A 16,517-nucleotide genomic window follows, 5' to 3' on the forward strand; every position below is an offset into this window, starting at 1 on the left:
ATGAACTTTTTAATTTGGAGAAATAGATATGACAAATTTGCATTATGACATCGTTGGTAGTTTTCTTAGACCCACATCACTTAAAGCAGCACGAGCAGACTTTGCAGCAGGGAAGGTTTCACTTTATGAATTACGCGAAGTAGAAAATCGAGAGATTGCTGACTTAGTTGAAAAAGAGATTAGCGCCGGCTTGAAGGTAGTCACTGACGGTGAATTTAGAAGAAGTTACTGGCACCTTGATACCTTCTGGGGCTTTGATGGTATTGCCCACACTACCCAAAAGCAAGGCTATCTCTTCCATGATGAAGAAACGCGAAAAGATTCAGCGCAAATTAATGGCAAGATTCGCTTTGCTGGGGACCATCCAGACCTAGAAGCCTTTAAGTTTTTGCGTAATTTGACTAAAGGAAAAGGCGTGACTCCTCGGCAGAGCATCCCAGCTCCAGCTCAATGCTATGCGGAACTCGTCAGAGGAGAAGAAAATATTGCAGCTGTGCAAAAATACTATTCCAGCGAAGAGGAATTATTAACAGATCTGGCTCAAGCTTATCATGATTTGATCTTAGCTTTATATGATGTTGGCTGCCGGGATGTGAAGCTTGATGACTGCACCTGGGGGATGGTTGTTGATGATGACTTCTGGGCAACGATGGTGAAGCAAGGCTTTAAACGTGAAGATTTAGAAGAAAAATACTTGCAAGTCAATAATGCTGCACTGCAAGATTTGCCTGCTGATTTACGGATTTCCACTCATATTTGTCGTGGTAATTATCACTCTACTTGGGCAGCCAAGGGCGGTTATGCACCTGTAGCAGATTATGTTTTTGCTAAAGAAAATGTGGCTGCCTTTTATTTGGAATTTGATGATGAACGCTCAGGAGGCTTTGAACCATTAGCAAAAGTTCCGGCTGATAAGGAAGTAGTTTTAGGTTTAGTCACCAGCAAGAAGCCCGAGTTAGAAAAAGAAGCGGACTTGCAAGCGCGAATTAAGCAGGCGAGCCAATACCACGACTTGGATCATTTAGCCCTGAGCACGCAATGTGGTTTTGCCTCTACTGAGGAGGGCAATCAACTGACTGAAACGCAAGAATGGGCTAAAATTAATTTAGTTGAAAAAACCGCAAAAGATATTTGGAAATAATTTTATTAAGAAGGAGAAAAATCATGGGAAAAGTTGAAAGTTTTACATTAGATCACACCAAAGTTAAGGCGCCTTACGTTCGTTTGATTTCAGTTGAAGAAGGTAAAAAGGGTGATGAAATTTCTAACTTTGATTTACGGTTAGTGCAACCAAATGATAATGCAATCCCAACCGGTGGGTTACACACAATTGAGCACTTACTCGCTAGCTTGCTTCGTGATCGGATTGATGGCTACATTGATTGTTCACCATTTGGCTGCCGGACAGGCTTTCACTTGTTAGTCTGGGGTACGCCAAGTACGACTGAAGTAGCTAAGGCGCTGAAGTCCAGCTTGGAAGAAATCCGCGACAACATTCAATGGGAAGATGTACCAGGAACCACAATTGAAAGTTGTGGTAATTACCGTGATCACTCATTGTTCTCAGCAAAAGAATGGTGCAAGAAGATCTTGGATGAAGGAATTTCTGATCAACCATTTGAAAGACATGTGGTTGAATAATGTTTAGATAGATTAAAAAGCTCGCATTTGCGGGCTTTTTTCTTTTGGTTAATAATTTCCTAACTGCTTAATATCATGTTTAATCAGCTGGGTTAAATCTTCAATTGAAATTCCTTCAGGATTTTCGAGCCATAGAGTAAAAGTATTCCAAAAAATTCCCACTGAAATTCTAGCTAGGTAAGTAACCTTGATTTCGTTATTAACATCCATATGCCATTCAACGTTCTTATTAGTTAAATGAAATTCTTTAAAAATGTCAGGAAATATTTGGTTTGCATTGTCTAGTAATTTATAACCTAGACCAGCTTTAACGAGAATTTGTAGCTTTTCAGAACGGGGTGGCCAATAGATAAAGAAATCTTCAATTACTTGGTCGTAGGTTTTAGGGCTAAGTTCACGAATCCAAGTTGCATAATCCAGCAACAAATTTTGAAGATAAGTATCCATGATATCGTCTTTATTTTTAAAAATTCGATAGAAAGTTCTTCTTGAAAGGTGAGCATTATTAGCAATATCAATGATATGAATTTCTGAAATTTTCTTTTTTGAAAGTAAATCAAAAAAAGAATTAATAATATTTTTTTGATGTTGTTTAGTCATTCGATTACTCATAAAGCTTTGTTACTCCGTACTTTGCCACAAATTAGTATAAAAGTGACAAGAATTAAGATTTTGGTTTAAGTATTGAATTATATATATTTAGATGTAATCATACTTTATATATTTGGCACAGATGTGTCAAATAAAATTGCGCGCGCAACTTTAATCTTGAAAAAATGAGGTAGTTGCATGATTAAACTAGAAAAAATAAGTAAGTTCTATCAAGTTGGAGATGAACAAGTTACAGCTTTACAAGATATCAGTTTTCCGATTGAAAAGGGAAAATTAACAATTATTTTGGGTCCTTCAGGATCTGGAAAAAGTACTTTGCTAAATATTTTAGGTGGGATGGATCAATCTACTGCAGGAAAGTTTTTGTTTGAAGGTGAAAATGTCACTCAGTTTGATGATCATCAATTGACAGATTATCGCAGAAAAGTAGTAGGCTTTGTTTCTCAATTTTATAATTTAGTCCCAAGTCTAACAGCTCTAGAAAACGTTGCGATTGCGGCCAGACTTACTGCTAATGATCACCGGGCTGAAGAATATTTGGCAAAGGTGGGATTAAAACAGCGCCTGAATAATTTCCCTAGTCAGATGTCAGGTGGTGAAATGCAGCGAGTTTCAATTGCGCGCGCCTTGTCGAAAAAGCCTGAGATGTTGTTATGTGATGAACCAACAGGAGCCTTAGATACTAAAACGAGTTTACGAATCATGAAAATCCTGCAAGAAGTCGCGAAAACTTCTAAGACTGCTGTAATTGTGGTAACTCATAATCCTTCCTTTGAGCGGTATGGTGATTGTATTGTTCGCTTGAGAGATGGCAGAGTTGAATCGATTAAGAGGAATCCTGTGCCTTCTGAAATAGGGGAGGATGTCAAATGAAATATTTAAATCTCAAGTTAATTAGGGATGTTAGAAAAAATTGGACACAGTTCTTTTCTGTCTTTTTAATGGCCTTTCTGTCAGTTTTACTTTTTGTAGGACTGCAAGGAGCTTGGAAGGGGCTAGACGTTAGTCTGCATCACTATAGTCGTCAATCAAGGCTTTCAAATTATTGGATCAGGGCTGTTAATATCCAAAAAGCAGATCTCAATAAGTTAAAAGCTATACCAGGAGTAACAAGTGTATCATCTGGTATTAAAATTCAAACTCAAAGTGGTAAAAAGCAAATTACCATCGAGGGAGTGAATACTAAAAGGCCAAGTTTTACTTTGGTTAAAGGAAACAACTTTAGTCAGACAAACGGTATTTGGATTGATAAAGAATATGCCATTGCAAATAATATTAAAATTGGTGACCAGCTTCCTTTGAAATTCAATCATGTAAAAGTCAAATACCCTGTTAAGGGAATTATTCAATCAGCATCAAAAATATTTTTTACTGGTAGCCAAGATTACATTGCTCCGAATCATTCAAAATATGGTTATGCTTATCTTCCAGAAGTTTATTTAAAAAAGAGTTTTCCTAATATAATCTCCACTAATTTTGTAACGCTATCTGGGCACCATGCTAATATGCGTCAACGAATTGAACAAATCTTTGGTAAGCGACTTATGATGTATGATAATCGGTCAACTTTAACGGAAGTTGCAACGGCATTTGATCGTGTGACCGAAATTAAGAACTTATCCTATCTTTTCTCATTTATCTTTATTTTATTGGCTATTTTAGCAATGTTCACAACTATTCGTAGACTAATAGCCGATCAAACTAGTGAAATAGCTGTGTTAAAAGCGCTGGGCTTTTCCAACCAACTAATTGGTCTTCATTACGGCAGTTTTGGTTTATTGGTTGGTGGATTGGGTTCATTAACAGGAGCGATTTTCTCTCCAGTTGTATCATTATTTGTCTTATCAACTCAGAAGACCATGTTTTCACTGCCAAAATGGCAGTTAGCTTATACTTATACTTCTTTATGGGTGCTTATTCTTGTTATTGCCATTTGCGTTCTTTCAGCTTATTTTGCTGCTTATTCGGCGATGAGGGGATTGCCAGCTGATTTTTTGCGGGGAGATTCGGAGAAAGAAGTTCATCATATTTTCTTGGAGAGATTTCCTGGAATTTTTGGCCGTTTTTCATATGGCGCTAGATGGATTATTCGCGATGCTTTTTTCAATAAAATTAGAATATTAATGGGCATTGTGGGTGTCGCTGGTGGCATGATGTTAATGATTGCTGGAATAGGGATGCCGCAATCAATTAATCATCTAGTCGATAAGACATACACGCAGGATTATGACTATGCTAAAAGACTGACAGTGAATGATTATGCAAGTTTTAAAAACAAGTATCCCCAGCAAAAGGGACAATGGCTTCAGGTTTCGCAAGCGCATTTTAGTAAAGATGATGGGTATAATCGTTATCTGACAATTTTAGGTAAGGGACATGAAGTTAAGTTGAAAACTGTTGATGGAAAAGAAATAAAGAGTGGTGGAATTTATTTAACTCATGGTTTTGCTGAAAAAGCTCATATCAAGAAGGGTGAAAAACTTCGCATTAAAACCTTTGGTGGAAATGATAATCATTATTTTAAAGTGAAAGGAATTATTGATGGTCAAGTAAGTCAAGGTGCATATTTAACTGCAAAGACCTGGAAGAAGGCAAAAGGTGAATATCAACCGACCACTTTATTAATTGATAAGAATACGGCATATCCACGAAAGGATGTTGTTTCAATCGTTTCAATTGGTTCACAGCAGGCTAATGCGAATAACTTTGTGAACAATCTGATGGGAATCTTTGCTTTAATCATTGGATTTGCAGTTGTGTTAATTGTCGTTGTTTTATATAACCTTGGTTCCCTTGGCTTTGTTGAACGTTATCGAGATTATGCTACCTTACGTGTTCTAGGAATTCATAAAAAAGAATTAAAGCAGTTAACTTTTGTGGAAAATGTCATTACAACTTTTATAGGTTGGCTAGTTGGTATTCCTGCCGGCATTTGGTTCTTAGGTCAATATGTTGCCACTTTTACGACAATTAAGATTGAATATGTTCCATATATCAATTGGATAACGATTACTTTTGCCAGCACTTTTGTGTGGATCTGTTCGTTGTCGACAACGATATTTCTTAATAACCGAATTAAGAAAATTGATATGGTTCAAGCATTGAAAGGTGTGGAATAGGAGTAAAAATTTTGAAAAGAAGAAGCTCCAACAAATGTTGGAGCTTTTTTACACTATAACCAATCTCAACTATTGTCTTGATTAGCTAACGGTCGTACCGTTATTTCATAGTTAATTATGATAAACTTTTATTCCTTAAATAGTCAAATGAATTAACAGAATTTTTAACAGAAAAATTGAATAGGTTGAATTTGAAGAAAAAATAGAAAATCATTTAATCATTTTGCTCTTAAAAACGTGCTATAATTTTGTTAAAACAGCCGTTTTATGAGCGGCGACACATGATTAATATGTTCTACTAAGAGGCACTCAATATAAACCTACCAAAGTTATGATTGAGTGGCTTTTTATTTATTATGATGGTTGATGAATGCCAATGAATAAAAAGTTTCTAAAATTGCTTTTATAATTTCTATGCTGGAGTAGTATGAATTTGAGAATTTTAATCTCGCGAAGAAATAAAATTAAATTTGGTAGGATAAAGTTATGACAATTGGTGAAGCATTAAAAGAAGAACGCGAAAAATTGGGATTATCGAGATATCAATTTTCCAAAGGAATAGTGGATCGAAAATTTTATGGCAAAGTGGAGAAAAATGAGGGGACACTTAGTTCAGAAAAATTAATTCAATTTATATTCAAATATCAACTTAATCTGGATAATTTTTTTAACAAGCTTAAATCTCAAGCAATGTCAGATGCAAGTTTGCTAAGTCAAATGATGCAAGAAGCTTTTAATGATAAAGATGTTGGTAGATGTCATAAAATTAAAGATAAAATTTTAACTCTAAAAGGTGAGCAATTATTAAAACTGCGTGCAATCGTAGCTGTGGCATACTTAGAAAATAAATTAGATCAACTTGATAAAGGCATCAAAAAAGAAATTTTTGATAAATTGTACCAAAAAGAGAACTTCTCTATGGATCTGTCGGCCGTTAGGTTGTTTTCTAATACGATGCCTGCATTGACTACTGAACAATTGCATTACTTAATTTTGCCATTCTTACGAAATATTAAATCTAAGAAGTATATTACTGAATTGAATGAAGAAAGAATAGCAATTATATTTAATAATTACTTGGCAATCTGCTGCGAACGTCAAATTGACGATTTTACTGTGGATGATGTAATGGAATATTTATTAAAAATCGAAGATATACACCTCTTGGTCTATAAAGAAATAGGCATTTTCTTTACTAGTCTTATAAGGCATGACTATCAGAAAGCTAAAGAAATAAAACATGATTTAACAAAATGGAATTATACTAAACTGGCTAAATCGTTAGAAAAGTGGTGTCAATAGACTACAAATCAGAGTCAAACTAAATAAGAAGTGGTATATATTACATAATTACATGAAAAGATTTTTGAAGAGGATAGTAAAATGAAAGCTTTAAAGATTAGTAGTATAGTTTGGCTTATTTTGTTTATAGTTTTAGTAATTTTCATTATGATGCGCCATGTAGACGGCACTGGAGTAGTTCAAACAATGCCGATTAAATTAGTAAATTTGGGTGTGTTGGCTGTGTTTGCGCTAGTAGTGCTAGTTGGGCATATTATTTGGTTTTTGATTATACGAAATAATTGATTTCACGAGGAAAACAAAGTGTGTTCTCAATTATATTGATTTGGTAGGATGAGTCTGAACGCAAACGTGCTATAATTTCATTAAACCGACATAAGATTGACAAACGTTTACTCAAATAACCTGCCAAAGTTAAAAGCTTGAACGGCGTTTTTTATCGATTGTGGTGGTCGATATGTCAATGAATGAAAAGCTTGCAAATTTGCGGGCTTTTTTGATGAGGATTATTAAATCTATTTCAATGAAAAAAGCATCCTACACACATGGTGCAGAATGCTCTTAACCTGAATCAATTAGGCACGAAGCTTCATTGACCAACGTCATTAGCGCTGATTCCTTAACAACTATTGTACTTGATTATTTTAAATATTCAATTAAAAGTTCTAAATTGTTGAATTGGCCTTAACAAATTAATTATATAGATAAAAATAGCTTTTTAATGCTTTTTCTAGTTATCATTTTCAATTTGTTGATAGCACTCTAAAATTTTAGAAGAGTAGTTCCCCAACATGAATGTAGAATTTAGCTGATTAATCCGATTTAAACCAAGGACAAAAGAGTTTAAGGCTTGTTGGTAATCCTGTTCTTTCATAAAGATACAGCCTTGTTGATAATGAATTACGTTTAAATTCTCTGAATTCACATCTCTGCATGAGGAAAAATTTTCATTAACGATTTTAAATAGTTCTTCCGCGTCACTAAACCTGTTTAACTCCGCATAAATCACGCCTAGTGAATTAATTAACAGTAATTCAACTGAATTTTTAGGTTGAAGATGATCAATCTTCATCGAATAAGTGATTGCCAATTCAAAGTAGTGCTGGCAAGAGAGTAAGTCGTGTTCCACTTGATAGACTGCGCAGCCATAATAGTAATAATAAGTCTGGAAGTCTAAATCAGTGTTCAGAGATGAGATAATTGCTTGCTGATCAAGATATTTAATTAACTGTTGATATTTGTGCTCACTGCATAATTTAAAGGTAGTCTCAGTCAGTTTAGAATTATGCTCAAAAAAACAATTTCTCTTTCAAAAAATTCTGGTCAATTGACAAATTTAGTCGATTGCAGAGTGCTAGAAAAATGGCAGTGTTAGGGATGTATTCACCATGCTCGATACTGCTGATCATCCCTTGGGAACAAATGCCAGAAGCCAAATCTTTTTGTGAAAGATGTTGCTTTATTCTTTCCTGCTTGAGTGTTGTACCTATTTTTTTGGAAATTAATGCTTCAAAATTATTCATATTGAAATAAATATAGCATATTATTTTTCAAAAGAAATTAAATTTCTCCCTCGACTAGGATTATTTCGTTGGAAAGATAGAGCGTTTTTGATATCTGAATAAGCGAAAACTCGATTTATGGGAATAAACAAGCGTCTAGCTTTAATTTCATTCATCAAAAATTGATAATCTTTAGGAAAAGCTGGTCGACTAATAAATTGCAACCCAGGAGTATCTTTTTGAGCAACAGTAAGTATTTCGTCGCCCCGTGTAAGATGATTAGCTAATTGATGATTGATTGCTGGTCCAACGAGGTCGATAACTAGATTATTATTAGCATTGAGCGCAGTAGTAATCCTTATCTGATAGTTGGTGATTTTACTCTTTAAATAATTCTCTGAGATGGAACGCACCATAGGCGTAAATCTTATTTGAGAATGCCAGGTTAATAACTGCATAAGCGTTAAACCGGTCACTGAATCAGCACCGTAAATTATGACATGTTTCTGTTTTTGAGTAATTATTTTGAAGAGTGTTAATGCCAGATCTGGTCCACCAACTAACGCAGCAGCTTCTTTGAGAGCGACGCCGTCGGTAATGGGAATGGTAAGAGGCGGAATATTAGAGATGATTTTTTCTTGAAAAGTTCCCCAAGGATTGAGGACAAGAACTTTCTGGTGAAGTAGGGACTTGGATCTTAAAGAACCAGCTTTAGTCACGATTCCTGTGGCACTGTATCCCATGAGTTGTGGCAATTGTGCTGGAACGGTACCGTTAAGTTTAAGCAAGTCGTATCTAAGAAAAGGTGCATATTTAGTTTCGATCTCTAGGGAAATTGGTGAAAATTTAGGTTCCTGAATATCTGTTAATTGCACCTGGTTAAGTGCAGATTGAATAATAGCTTTCATCATTGTATCCTTTCAAAAGTGATTGATGAAAGAATACTTGATTTAGCTTGTTTTGAAAAATTAGAATACTGATATTTGAATATGCTATAATCTTTGTTAAATCGACATCAAATTGACAAACGTCTACTCAAATAACTCGCCCAGGTTAAAAGATTGAACGGCGTTTTTTATCGATTGTGGTGGTCGATATGTCAATAAACAAAAAGCTCGCATTAGCGGGCTTTTTTGATAGGATTATTTAATTTAGAAAATGATTGAAAAGTATCGAGTGAGAGTTGATAATTCAAAATCCAAGAATGCGCCATAATTAAGCCCCCTTAGAAAGTACATAGGTGTAAGATAGTTCCTAAATTTGAATCAGGATCAGTTTTACATGAAGCAAGCTGTTATTCAAACGAGAAAGCTTAAGCACTTATAAATACTAGTGCAGAATAAGATTGCCATTGTTAACTACTTGAAATCAAAAAATAAGATGGCAAATTTATGACTAATTAATAGTCAAAGCACTTAAAGCAAGGTGGAGAGATAGTAATTAAGTGCCCTTGATTACAGTTAAGAAGTCAATTTTAAATTGATATGTAACTACCAGCTGTAAAGTTGAAGCTGGGCAGTGAAAAATAATCTGAGCAAAAAGGCTAGAAATACTTAGCGAAACTGTTTTGAAAATTATTTTCCTTTACTTGTTATCTAAAAATTAATAAAAAAGAGACCCGCAGGTCTCTAAAAGTATTTTTGAAGGAAGACTAAATGACGAATTTATTCGAAAACGCTAGTATTAATGACAATTAACTTCGATTTGAAAAAATCTTTAAATGCGTCTGGATCACTAGCTTCTGCTAAGACAATAACGTGCTTAGCTTTGTTTTCAGAAGTTAACGGATCAAAAGGACAAAACATTACGTAAAAGGTGCGATTCTTTAATTTCCAACCATAAATACCCTTATCAAGTTCTTCAGAAAGCTTTGTACGCATATAATAAAGGCGATGTTCGGCATTTGTTTCATCTGCTGGTGCCAACGCAATATCGATTCTTTCACCGTGATCGGTCTTTGCAGCAAAATTGCCATCTCTTTTTTTATCTGGAAAACGTGCCCAAGCTGATACGATTTGTTCCTTAGGAAAAATCTCTTGAACTACTTTTAATAGAATTCCATCTTCACGAATTTTTTCGTGAAAAGCTTCGTCTTCTAACATGCTTGGATCACTGAAAGTATCTTTAATAAATCCCATAAATTACCTCTTTTCTTTGTTTTCTTCCTTCTATGTATTAGTTACGTGAAAAAAGAAGATATTTTTTGGAATTTGTTTTTATTTAAAGATTCTTAATAAAGATTATTACAGACATAAATATAGCCATTAGTATTAATATAAATATAAAAAGCCCTTGTTTAGTAGATTAACTCTGCTCGACAAAAGCTTTTAATTTAAAACAAATATCTGATAGCTTATATAATTTTAGTTATGATTTATTGCCTAAAAATGTATTTGATATTTAAAAAAGTCTGATTTATATTTATAACTGAAAACGCTTTATAAATAAAGAGAGGTGCTAGTTATGAGTAAAAATCTAAAATCAGGAAAATATAGTGTTGAGGCCAAGGGTCATAATGGCAATTTTAAGTTAAATGTTTCTATTAGTGATAACCAGATTACGGATATTCAAGTTGCTGGTGGAGAAACAGAAGGTATTTCAGATGCCGCAGTTCAACGTTTACCAAAAGAAATTATTGATGGTCAAACATTGAATGTTGATGCAATATCTGGGGCATCCCTAACGAGTTATGGCATCATTGATGGCGTGGGTCAAGCAATTAAGCAAGCAGGTGGTGATCCACAAGAATTCAAGAATCGCCCTAAATTTAAGGAGGATAAAACAAAATCTAAGGAAATTAATGTAGATGTTGCAGTTGTCGGTGCCGGTGGTGCTGGTTACGCTGCAGCTGTGCGAGCATTACAACATAATTTAAAAGTTGCATTATTGGAGAAAGCTCCAAGTGTTGGTGGTAATACAATGCGTTCAGGTGGTTTTATGAATGCGGCTGATCCAGAATGGCAAAATAAATTTGATGCTCTTCCGGGTGAAAATATCACCTTGGAAAATCTGATGAAGATGAATGTTAATGAGATTGACCCTGAATATCAAGATGATTTTGTTGAAATGCAGAAACAAATCAAAAATTATCTTGATAGTAGCAAGAAATATCTTTTTGATTCAGTCTTATTCCACCGTATTCAAACTTATCTAGGTGGTAAAAGAACAGATTTAAAGGGTACTCAAATTTATGGTCGCTATGATTTGGTCAAAACTTTGACTGATAATGATTTAGCTTCAGTTAAGTGGTTGGCTTCGATTGGGGTAGATTTTGATAAGAGTGCAGTTACTATGCCGGTTGGGGCTCTCTGGCGACGTGCACATAAGCCAACAGAAGCAGATGGATTTGGTTATATTAAAGCTTTAAAGCAATATTTTGATGAACAAGGCGGTCAAACTTTCACTGATACAAGAGTGAAAGACTTGATTATTGAAGATGGCAAAGTAGTGGGTGTTAAAGCAGATAATTTAACTGTTAACGCAAAAGCTGTAATTCTAACTGCTGGTGGTTATGGTGCTAATACAAAAATGCTTCAAAAATACAATACTTATTGGGAAAAAATTGATGATGATTTAAAGACGACTAATGCACCATATATCACCGGTGACGGGATTAATTTGGGGATTGAAGCTGGTGCAGATTTAGTAGGAATGGGCTTCACGCAAATGATGCCAGTTGCTGATCCAAAGACAGGAGAATACAATACTGGATTACAGGTTCCTCCTGCAGATTTCGTAATGGTTAACCAGGAAGGTAAACGTTTTGTAAATGAATATGCTGGACGTGATACTTTGTCTAAAGCCGCTATTAAAAATGGTGGATTATTCTATTTGGTTGCTGATGAAAAAATTAAGAATCTTGCCTACAACACTAATGAAGACAAGATAAAGAATGAAATTGCTAATGGTCAATTATATAAAGCAGACACACTTGAAGAGCTTGCTGAGAAAATTAAGATTGATCCAGAAACTTTAGTTCAAACTATCAATCAATATAATCAATATGTTGATCAAGGGAATGATCCTGATTTTCATAAAGATGTCTTTGACTTAAAAGTAGAACAGGGACCATTTTACGCAACTCCGCGTAAACCAGCGATGCACCACACAATGGGCGGTTTAAAGATTGATAAGAATGCTCATGTTTTAAATAAAGATAATGAAATTATTTCTGGCCTATACAGTGCAGGTGAAAACGCTGGTGGCTTACATGCAGGAAATCGCTTAGGTGGCAATTCCCTAGCTGATATTTTCACCTTTGGTCGAATTGCTGCAGATACGGTGAGTGAAGAAATATAAAATCTCGTCATTCAACAAGATATTTTGACAAAAACAAAACTATTTCAGAAGATGTTTTGATTAAGATCATGACATTAGCCCAATGTGCACCCTCATGGGTGGATTCTCAGCCTTGTAAAGTATATATTGCTTTTGGTGAAACGCTAGAAAAAATTAGAACCAAACATCGTGAAAATGTTGAACGACAGATTAAATCTAACCCAGATTGGGCAACAACTTATCGTAAAGATTGGGCAGATTTTCCAAGAAAGCATATGGCTCGTCATAATGAAGACAAGAAGAAGTTTTTGAATACCGATGAGTTATGGAATTTATGGCGTCCAGGACTGCAAACTCGCTTATTTGATGCACCAGCAATTTGCTATTTGACTCTGCCTAAGAACTCTAATCAGTGGTCAGTGTATGATCTAGGTGCTTTTGGTCAAACTTTGATGTTAGCTGCAAAATATCTGGGGATTGATTCAATGCCAGCTTACGAGATCGTTCGCTATCCAGAATCTGTTAGAAAAATCATGCATATTCCAGAAGATGAATGGGTAGCCATGGGAATTGGCTTAGGTTATCGGGCGGATCATATGATTGATGATTTTCGTTCGCATCGCATAGCTTTAAATGACTTCTTAAAGATTGAAAAATAAAAAATAGGTCGAAATCCGGATTAACGGATTTCGATTTTTTGATAGGGAATAATTATGAAAAATAGACATGAATTAGTGACAACCAACTTCGGCTTACCTTTTAGAATGGTTGTTCATACCAATAGCACTCCTGAAGATATTTCCCTGCATTGGCATAAGGCAATCGAAATAAATTGTATGCTTGATTGGCCACTGTCAGAAATTAATGTTGATGGTAAGGAATACCAAATGAAGACTGGTCGCATATGGTGTGCTAATAGTATGGAGCCGCACTATGTTCATGCTTTAAAAAACGATGTGACTCGCAGAGCAGTATCAATTATTTTGCCATACGATTTTGTAAAAAATATTTTTACGGAGATTGATCAAGGAGAAATTTGTTTAAATAATTTTTCTAAGTTAACAACCAAGCAACAAAAGATTTATCAGGAAGAACTTTTTCCTAAATTTGAAGAACTTTTTCAAATCGTACAAGAACCAGACAAGTTCTTACGGCTTAATCTTTATTTGAAAACTCTTGAAATCATTAAGTTGATACTAACTAATTTCTTTAAAGAAGAAAAAAGTATCAGAACGATTAATGATGAACAAGCCGAAAGAATGAATTTGATTCGTGATTATGTTGATCAACATTATCGAGCAAAAATCCAGTTAGAAGATTTAATGCCAGTTGTTCATCTCTCACGCAGTTATCTAGCCAAAGTAATAAGAAATTGTTTCAATATGACTTTGAATGAATATGTGAACTTGGTGAGATCTGAAAAAGTCCTAGCCGATCTACAAGCCGGTATTACTAAGCAAACTGAATTAGCTGAACGGAATGGCTTCAGTGGATTGCGTTCAATGAATCGGTGGTTGGAGAAATATTATTCTGCTGGGGCTAAAGAACTTAGACAAAATTTAGAACAATAAAAAGAGACTATGTGCCCAAAAGATAAGATTTTATAGCCATAAAGTGAAAGCGCTTTATAATATCATACTCATTGTAAAGAGGACGAAAGGAATTTAACAATGAGCAATTGGAATAAAATCTCAGACGTAATTAACGAAGAAATTGAGGCCAAGTCATTGGCTGGAGCAGCAGTTTATGCTGTTCAAAATGGTCAAGAAAAACTTAATCAGGGTTATGGCAAAGATCGAAAAGATGCAATTTATCGTTTATATTCAATGACAAAAGTTGCTACTGCAGTAGTGATTTTTAAATTAGTTGAAATGGGTAAAATCGCTCTTGATGCTAATATTGGTGATTATATTCCGTCTTGGAAACATCATCGTATTTTTGATAAAAACAAAAACATTGTTCCCGCTAAAGAAATTACAATCCAAGAATTATTAAATATGCAATCAGGAATGCCATATCCTGGTGATAATCAGTTTGGTCCCAATCAAACTAAGTTGTTTGAACAAGAAATTGAATTAGAAATGAAAGAAAATTCAAATTTAACTACTTTAGATATCGTCACTAAGGCCGGCAATCTACCAGGAGATTTTGAACCAGGAACAAATTGGCAATATGGGATTTCAGCTGATATCTTAGCAGGTGTAATTGAAGCCGTTACGGGTAAAAGGGCGTATGAAGTTTATCAAGAGTTAGTCTTTAAGCCTTTGGCAATGAATGATACTGACTTTAGAGTGCCAACAGATAAATTAAAGCGTGTCAGTGTTTTAACTAAAAGAGATCCGAACTACCAATACGTTACAGAATATGAACGGCCGGCCTTAACTACTCCGCGGACAGATACCATGACACTGCCATTAGTTGATTCAGTAGATACAGTGGAGCCTTACTTCTGTGCTGGCGGTGGCGGACTTTATTCAACGGTGCAAGACTATGCTAAGTTAATGTTGATGTTACTGAATAAAGGTGAACTTAACGGTGTAAGAATTTTAAAACCCGAAACGGTTGAATTTATGACTACTCCTCAAATGACGGAAGAGATGTATGAAAAAATGCATCAAGATCCAGTAGGGCATGGTGTACCAGGATATGCTTACTCAAATTTACTTAGAATCTTGGTTAAACCAGAAGAAGCACGAATTTTAGGTGTAAATGGTAATGTGGGTGAATTTGGCTGGGATGCAGCTGGCGGAGCCTTTTGTTTAGCTGATCCAACTACTAAGACAGTCATGGTTTATATGCAACAAGATTTAAGTGGTGCTGAACCAATTTTACGTAGAAAAATTTACTCGGCTTTAATGGAGGAAGAATAATGAAAGCTAATAAAAATTCCTTTATTTTTAAAATTTCGTTGTTGTCAATCGGCTTAATGTCAGCATTAGCCCAAGCTGTTTCTGGCGTTTTTCCATTGATGTATAAAGCTTTTCCCAATATTAGTAAATCTGCGATTGAAATGTTAGGTACTATTCCTAATTTTGGGATGATTGCTGGATTGATACTAGGGCCATTTCTGATCAAGTTAACAAGTAAAAAGACGACAATCATGATTGGGTTGATAGGTACCTTAATTTGTGGGACTTTCCCAATTTATGGGCATAGTTATACTTTAATTTTGATTTCTAGACTATTATATGGCGTTTTTAATGGCTTTTTTGGAGCCTTAGCGATTAGTATTGTTGCGGATTATTATACAGGGCATGAAAGAGCAACAATGCTTGGCTTCGAGAATGCTTTAGGATCAATTGGTAGCGGTGTTTGTTCCTTAGTTTTAGGATCTTTAATGGCTTTTGGCTGGCATGCTGCTTTTAGCATTTACTTACTGCCAATCATCGCAATTGTTTTATTTGGTCTTTTTGTTCCGAATACTAAAAATGATGTAGTACAAGAAACAGTTACAACAACAGAAAATAACTCAAGTAGTAAAAAAGCTAAAGTTCCAAAAGAAGTAATTTTGATTGCCGCAATTCAATTAATCTTTTTCATAATCTTAGTACCCATGAGCTATAAATTGCCTCAATTAGTAGTTAGTGAAGGAATTGGTACTGCTGGGGATGCTTCAGCTGTTTATGCCCTTTTTACTTTAGTTGGAATTCCAGTGTCAATGATCTATGGTTGGCTACATAAGAAGTTAGGTTTTGGTCTTTATGTTGTAGCCTTAATTTCTTTAATTGTCGGTGATATTATTATTGCCACTACTCATTCTTTGCCAGTTCTTTATATAGCTGGCGTGATCAATGGTTTTGGCTTTGGTACGGCAGTCCCATTTGCTAATAATTGGGTAAGTGATGCAGCTAACCAAAACGCTATTGACATTGCGACGACAATTTCGATGTTGACGACGAATATTGGTGTTTTCCTATCACCAATCATTATGAATGCAGTTAGCGGCGGTTCACCAAGATTGGTAATGTTTATTGCAGCAGGCGGCTTTGCCGTTTTAGCAATTTTAGTTGCCTTTATTGGTGTGTGGAAAAAGAAGCAACAAAATTAAATAATTGAAAAAGCT

At 35.0% G+C, this 16,517-nt stretch carries 16 protein-coding genes; 11 read left to right on the forward strand and 5 right to left on the reverse strand.

The window, feature by feature from the left end; translation table 11 throughout:
- Positions 1-28 precede the first annotated feature (28 nt).
- Together EJK17_RS03860 and EJK17_RS03865 are read left to right on the forward strand one after the other, a co-directional pair.
- Entirely contained in the window at positions 29-1,141 is a 1,113-nt protein-coding gene (locus tag EJK17_RS03860; RefSeq protein WP_168180729.1) for a 5-methyltetrahydropteroyltriglutamate--homocysteine S-methyltransferase, read from the forward strand.
- Between the two features lie 23 nt (positions 1,142-1,164).
- Positions 1,165-1,641, forward strand: coding sequence for an S-ribosylhomocysteine lyase (locus tag EJK17_RS03865; protein ID WP_103661287.1), 477 nt, complete (start codon positions 1,165-1,167; stop codon positions 1,639-1,641).
- 48 nt (positions 1,642-1,689) lie between these two features.
- Here EJK17_RS03865 and EJK17_RS11615 read toward each other — a convergent pair whose 3' ends face one another.
- Entirely contained in the window at positions 1,690-2,253 is a 564-nt protein-coding gene (locus tag EJK17_RS11615) for a TetR/AcrR family transcriptional regulator (protein ID WP_201738255.1), read from the reverse strand.
- Positions 2,254-2,430: 177 nt separating this feature from the next.
- On the opposite strand from EJK17_RS11615, the gene EJK17_RS03875 reads away from it, so the two are divergent.
- The 4 genes from EJK17_RS03875 (at position 2,431) to EJK17_RS03890 (ending at position 6,959) form a co-directional block, all read left to right on the forward strand.
- The gene (locus EJK17_RS03875; RefSeq protein WP_127796220.1) at positions 2,431-3,126 is read left to right on the forward strand and encodes an ABC transporter ATP-binding protein; all 696 of its coding nucleotides are present in this window, start codon (positions 2,431-2,433) and stop codon (positions 3,124-3,126) included.
- Positions 3,123-5,372 (forward strand): ABC transporter permease, encoded by a 2,250-nt coding sequence (locus tag EJK17_RS03880; protein ID WP_103661289.1) that lies wholly within the window; start codon positions 3,123-3,125, stop codon positions 5,370-5,372. Before EJK17_RS03875 ends, EJK17_RS03880 begins: the two co-directional genes overlap by 4 nt.
- A gap of 486 nt (positions 5,373-5,858) precedes the next feature.
- Positions 5,859-6,674, forward strand: a complete 816-nt coding sequence (locus EJK17_RS03885) for a helix-turn-helix domain-containing protein (protein ID WP_103661290.1) — start codon at positions 5,859-5,861, stop codon at positions 6,672-6,674.
- An 81-nt stretch (positions 6,675-6,755) separates the two neighbouring features.
- On the forward strand, positions 6,756-6,959 hold the full coding sequence (locus EJK17_RS03890; RefSeq protein WP_103661291.1) for a DUF3923 family protein: 204 nt from the start codon (positions 6,756-6,758) through the stop codon (positions 6,957-6,959).
- Between the two features lie 445 nt (positions 6,960-7,404).
- On the opposite strand, the gene EJK17_RS03895 is transcribed toward EJK17_RS03890, so the two are convergent.
- The 4 genes from EJK17_RS03895 to EJK17_RS03910 all read right to left on the reverse strand — a co-directional run bounded on the left by EJK17_RS03895 (position 7,405) and on the right by EJK17_RS03910 (position 10,314).
- Positions 7,405-7,746, reverse strand: coding sequence for a hypothetical protein (locus EJK17_RS03895; RefSeq protein ID WP_127796221.1), 342 nt, complete (start codon positions 7,744-7,746; stop codon positions 7,405-7,407).
- Between the two features lie 217 nt (positions 7,747-7,963).
- Complete coding sequence (locus EJK17_RS12115) at positions 7,964-8,197, reverse strand: helix-turn-helix domain-containing protein (RefSeq protein WP_103661292.1); 234 nt, start codon at positions 8,195-8,197, stop codon at positions 7,964-7,966.
- A 20-nt stretch (positions 8,198-8,217) separates the two neighbouring features.
- On the reverse strand, positions 8,218-9,087 hold the full coding sequence (locus EJK17_RS03905) for a zinc-binding alcohol dehydrogenase family protein (RefSeq protein ID WP_127796222.1): 870 nt from the start codon (positions 9,085-9,087) through the stop codon (positions 8,218-8,220).
- A 753-nt stretch (positions 9,088-9,840) separates the two neighbouring features.
- The gene (locus EJK17_RS03910; protein ID WP_103661294.1) at positions 9,841-10,314 is read right to left on the reverse strand and encodes a hypothetical protein; all 474 of its coding nucleotides are present in this window, start codon (positions 10,312-10,314) and stop codon (positions 9,841-9,843) included.
- Positions 10,315-10,639: 325 nt separating this feature from the next.
- On the opposite strand from EJK17_RS03910, the gene EJK17_RS03915 reads away from it, so the two are divergent.
- From EJK17_RS03915 to EJK17_RS03935, 5 genes are all read left to right on the forward strand, one after another.
- On the forward strand, positions 10,640-12,475 hold the full coding sequence (locus EJK17_RS03915; protein ID WP_103661295.1) for a flavocytochrome c: 1,836 nt from the start codon (positions 10,640-10,642) through the stop codon (positions 12,473-12,475).
- Positions 12,472-13,113 (forward strand): nitroreductase, encoded by a 642-nt coding sequence (locus EJK17_RS03920; RefSeq protein ID WP_103661296.1) that lies wholly within the window; start codon positions 12,472-12,474, stop codon positions 13,111-13,113. The genes EJK17_RS03915 and EJK17_RS03920 overlap by 4 nt, the downstream gene beginning before the upstream one ends.
- Before the next feature lie 54 nt (positions 13,114-13,167).
- The gene (locus EJK17_RS03925; protein WP_127796223.1) at positions 13,168-14,025 is read left to right on the forward strand and encodes a helix-turn-helix domain-containing protein; all 858 of its coding nucleotides are present in this window, start codon (positions 13,168-13,170) and stop codon (positions 14,023-14,025) included.
- 99 nt (positions 14,026-14,124) lie between these two features.
- Complete coding sequence (locus EJK17_RS03930; protein ID WP_103661298.1) at positions 14,125-15,324, forward strand: serine hydrolase domain-containing protein; 1,200 nt, start codon at positions 14,125-14,127, stop codon at positions 15,322-15,324.
- Complete coding sequence (locus EJK17_RS03935) at positions 15,324-16,502, forward strand: MFS transporter (protein WP_103661299.1); 1,179 nt, start codon at positions 15,324-15,326, stop codon at positions 16,500-16,502. Before EJK17_RS03930 ends, EJK17_RS03935 begins: the two co-directional genes overlap by 1 nt.
- The last annotated feature ends 15 nt before the right edge of the window (positions 16,503-16,517 follow it).

This window comes from Lactobacillus xujianguonis (genome assembly GCF_004009905.1).
Classification (GTDB): Bacteria; Bacillota; Bacilli; order Lactobacillales; family Lactobacillaceae; genus Lactobacillus; species Lactobacillus xujianguonis.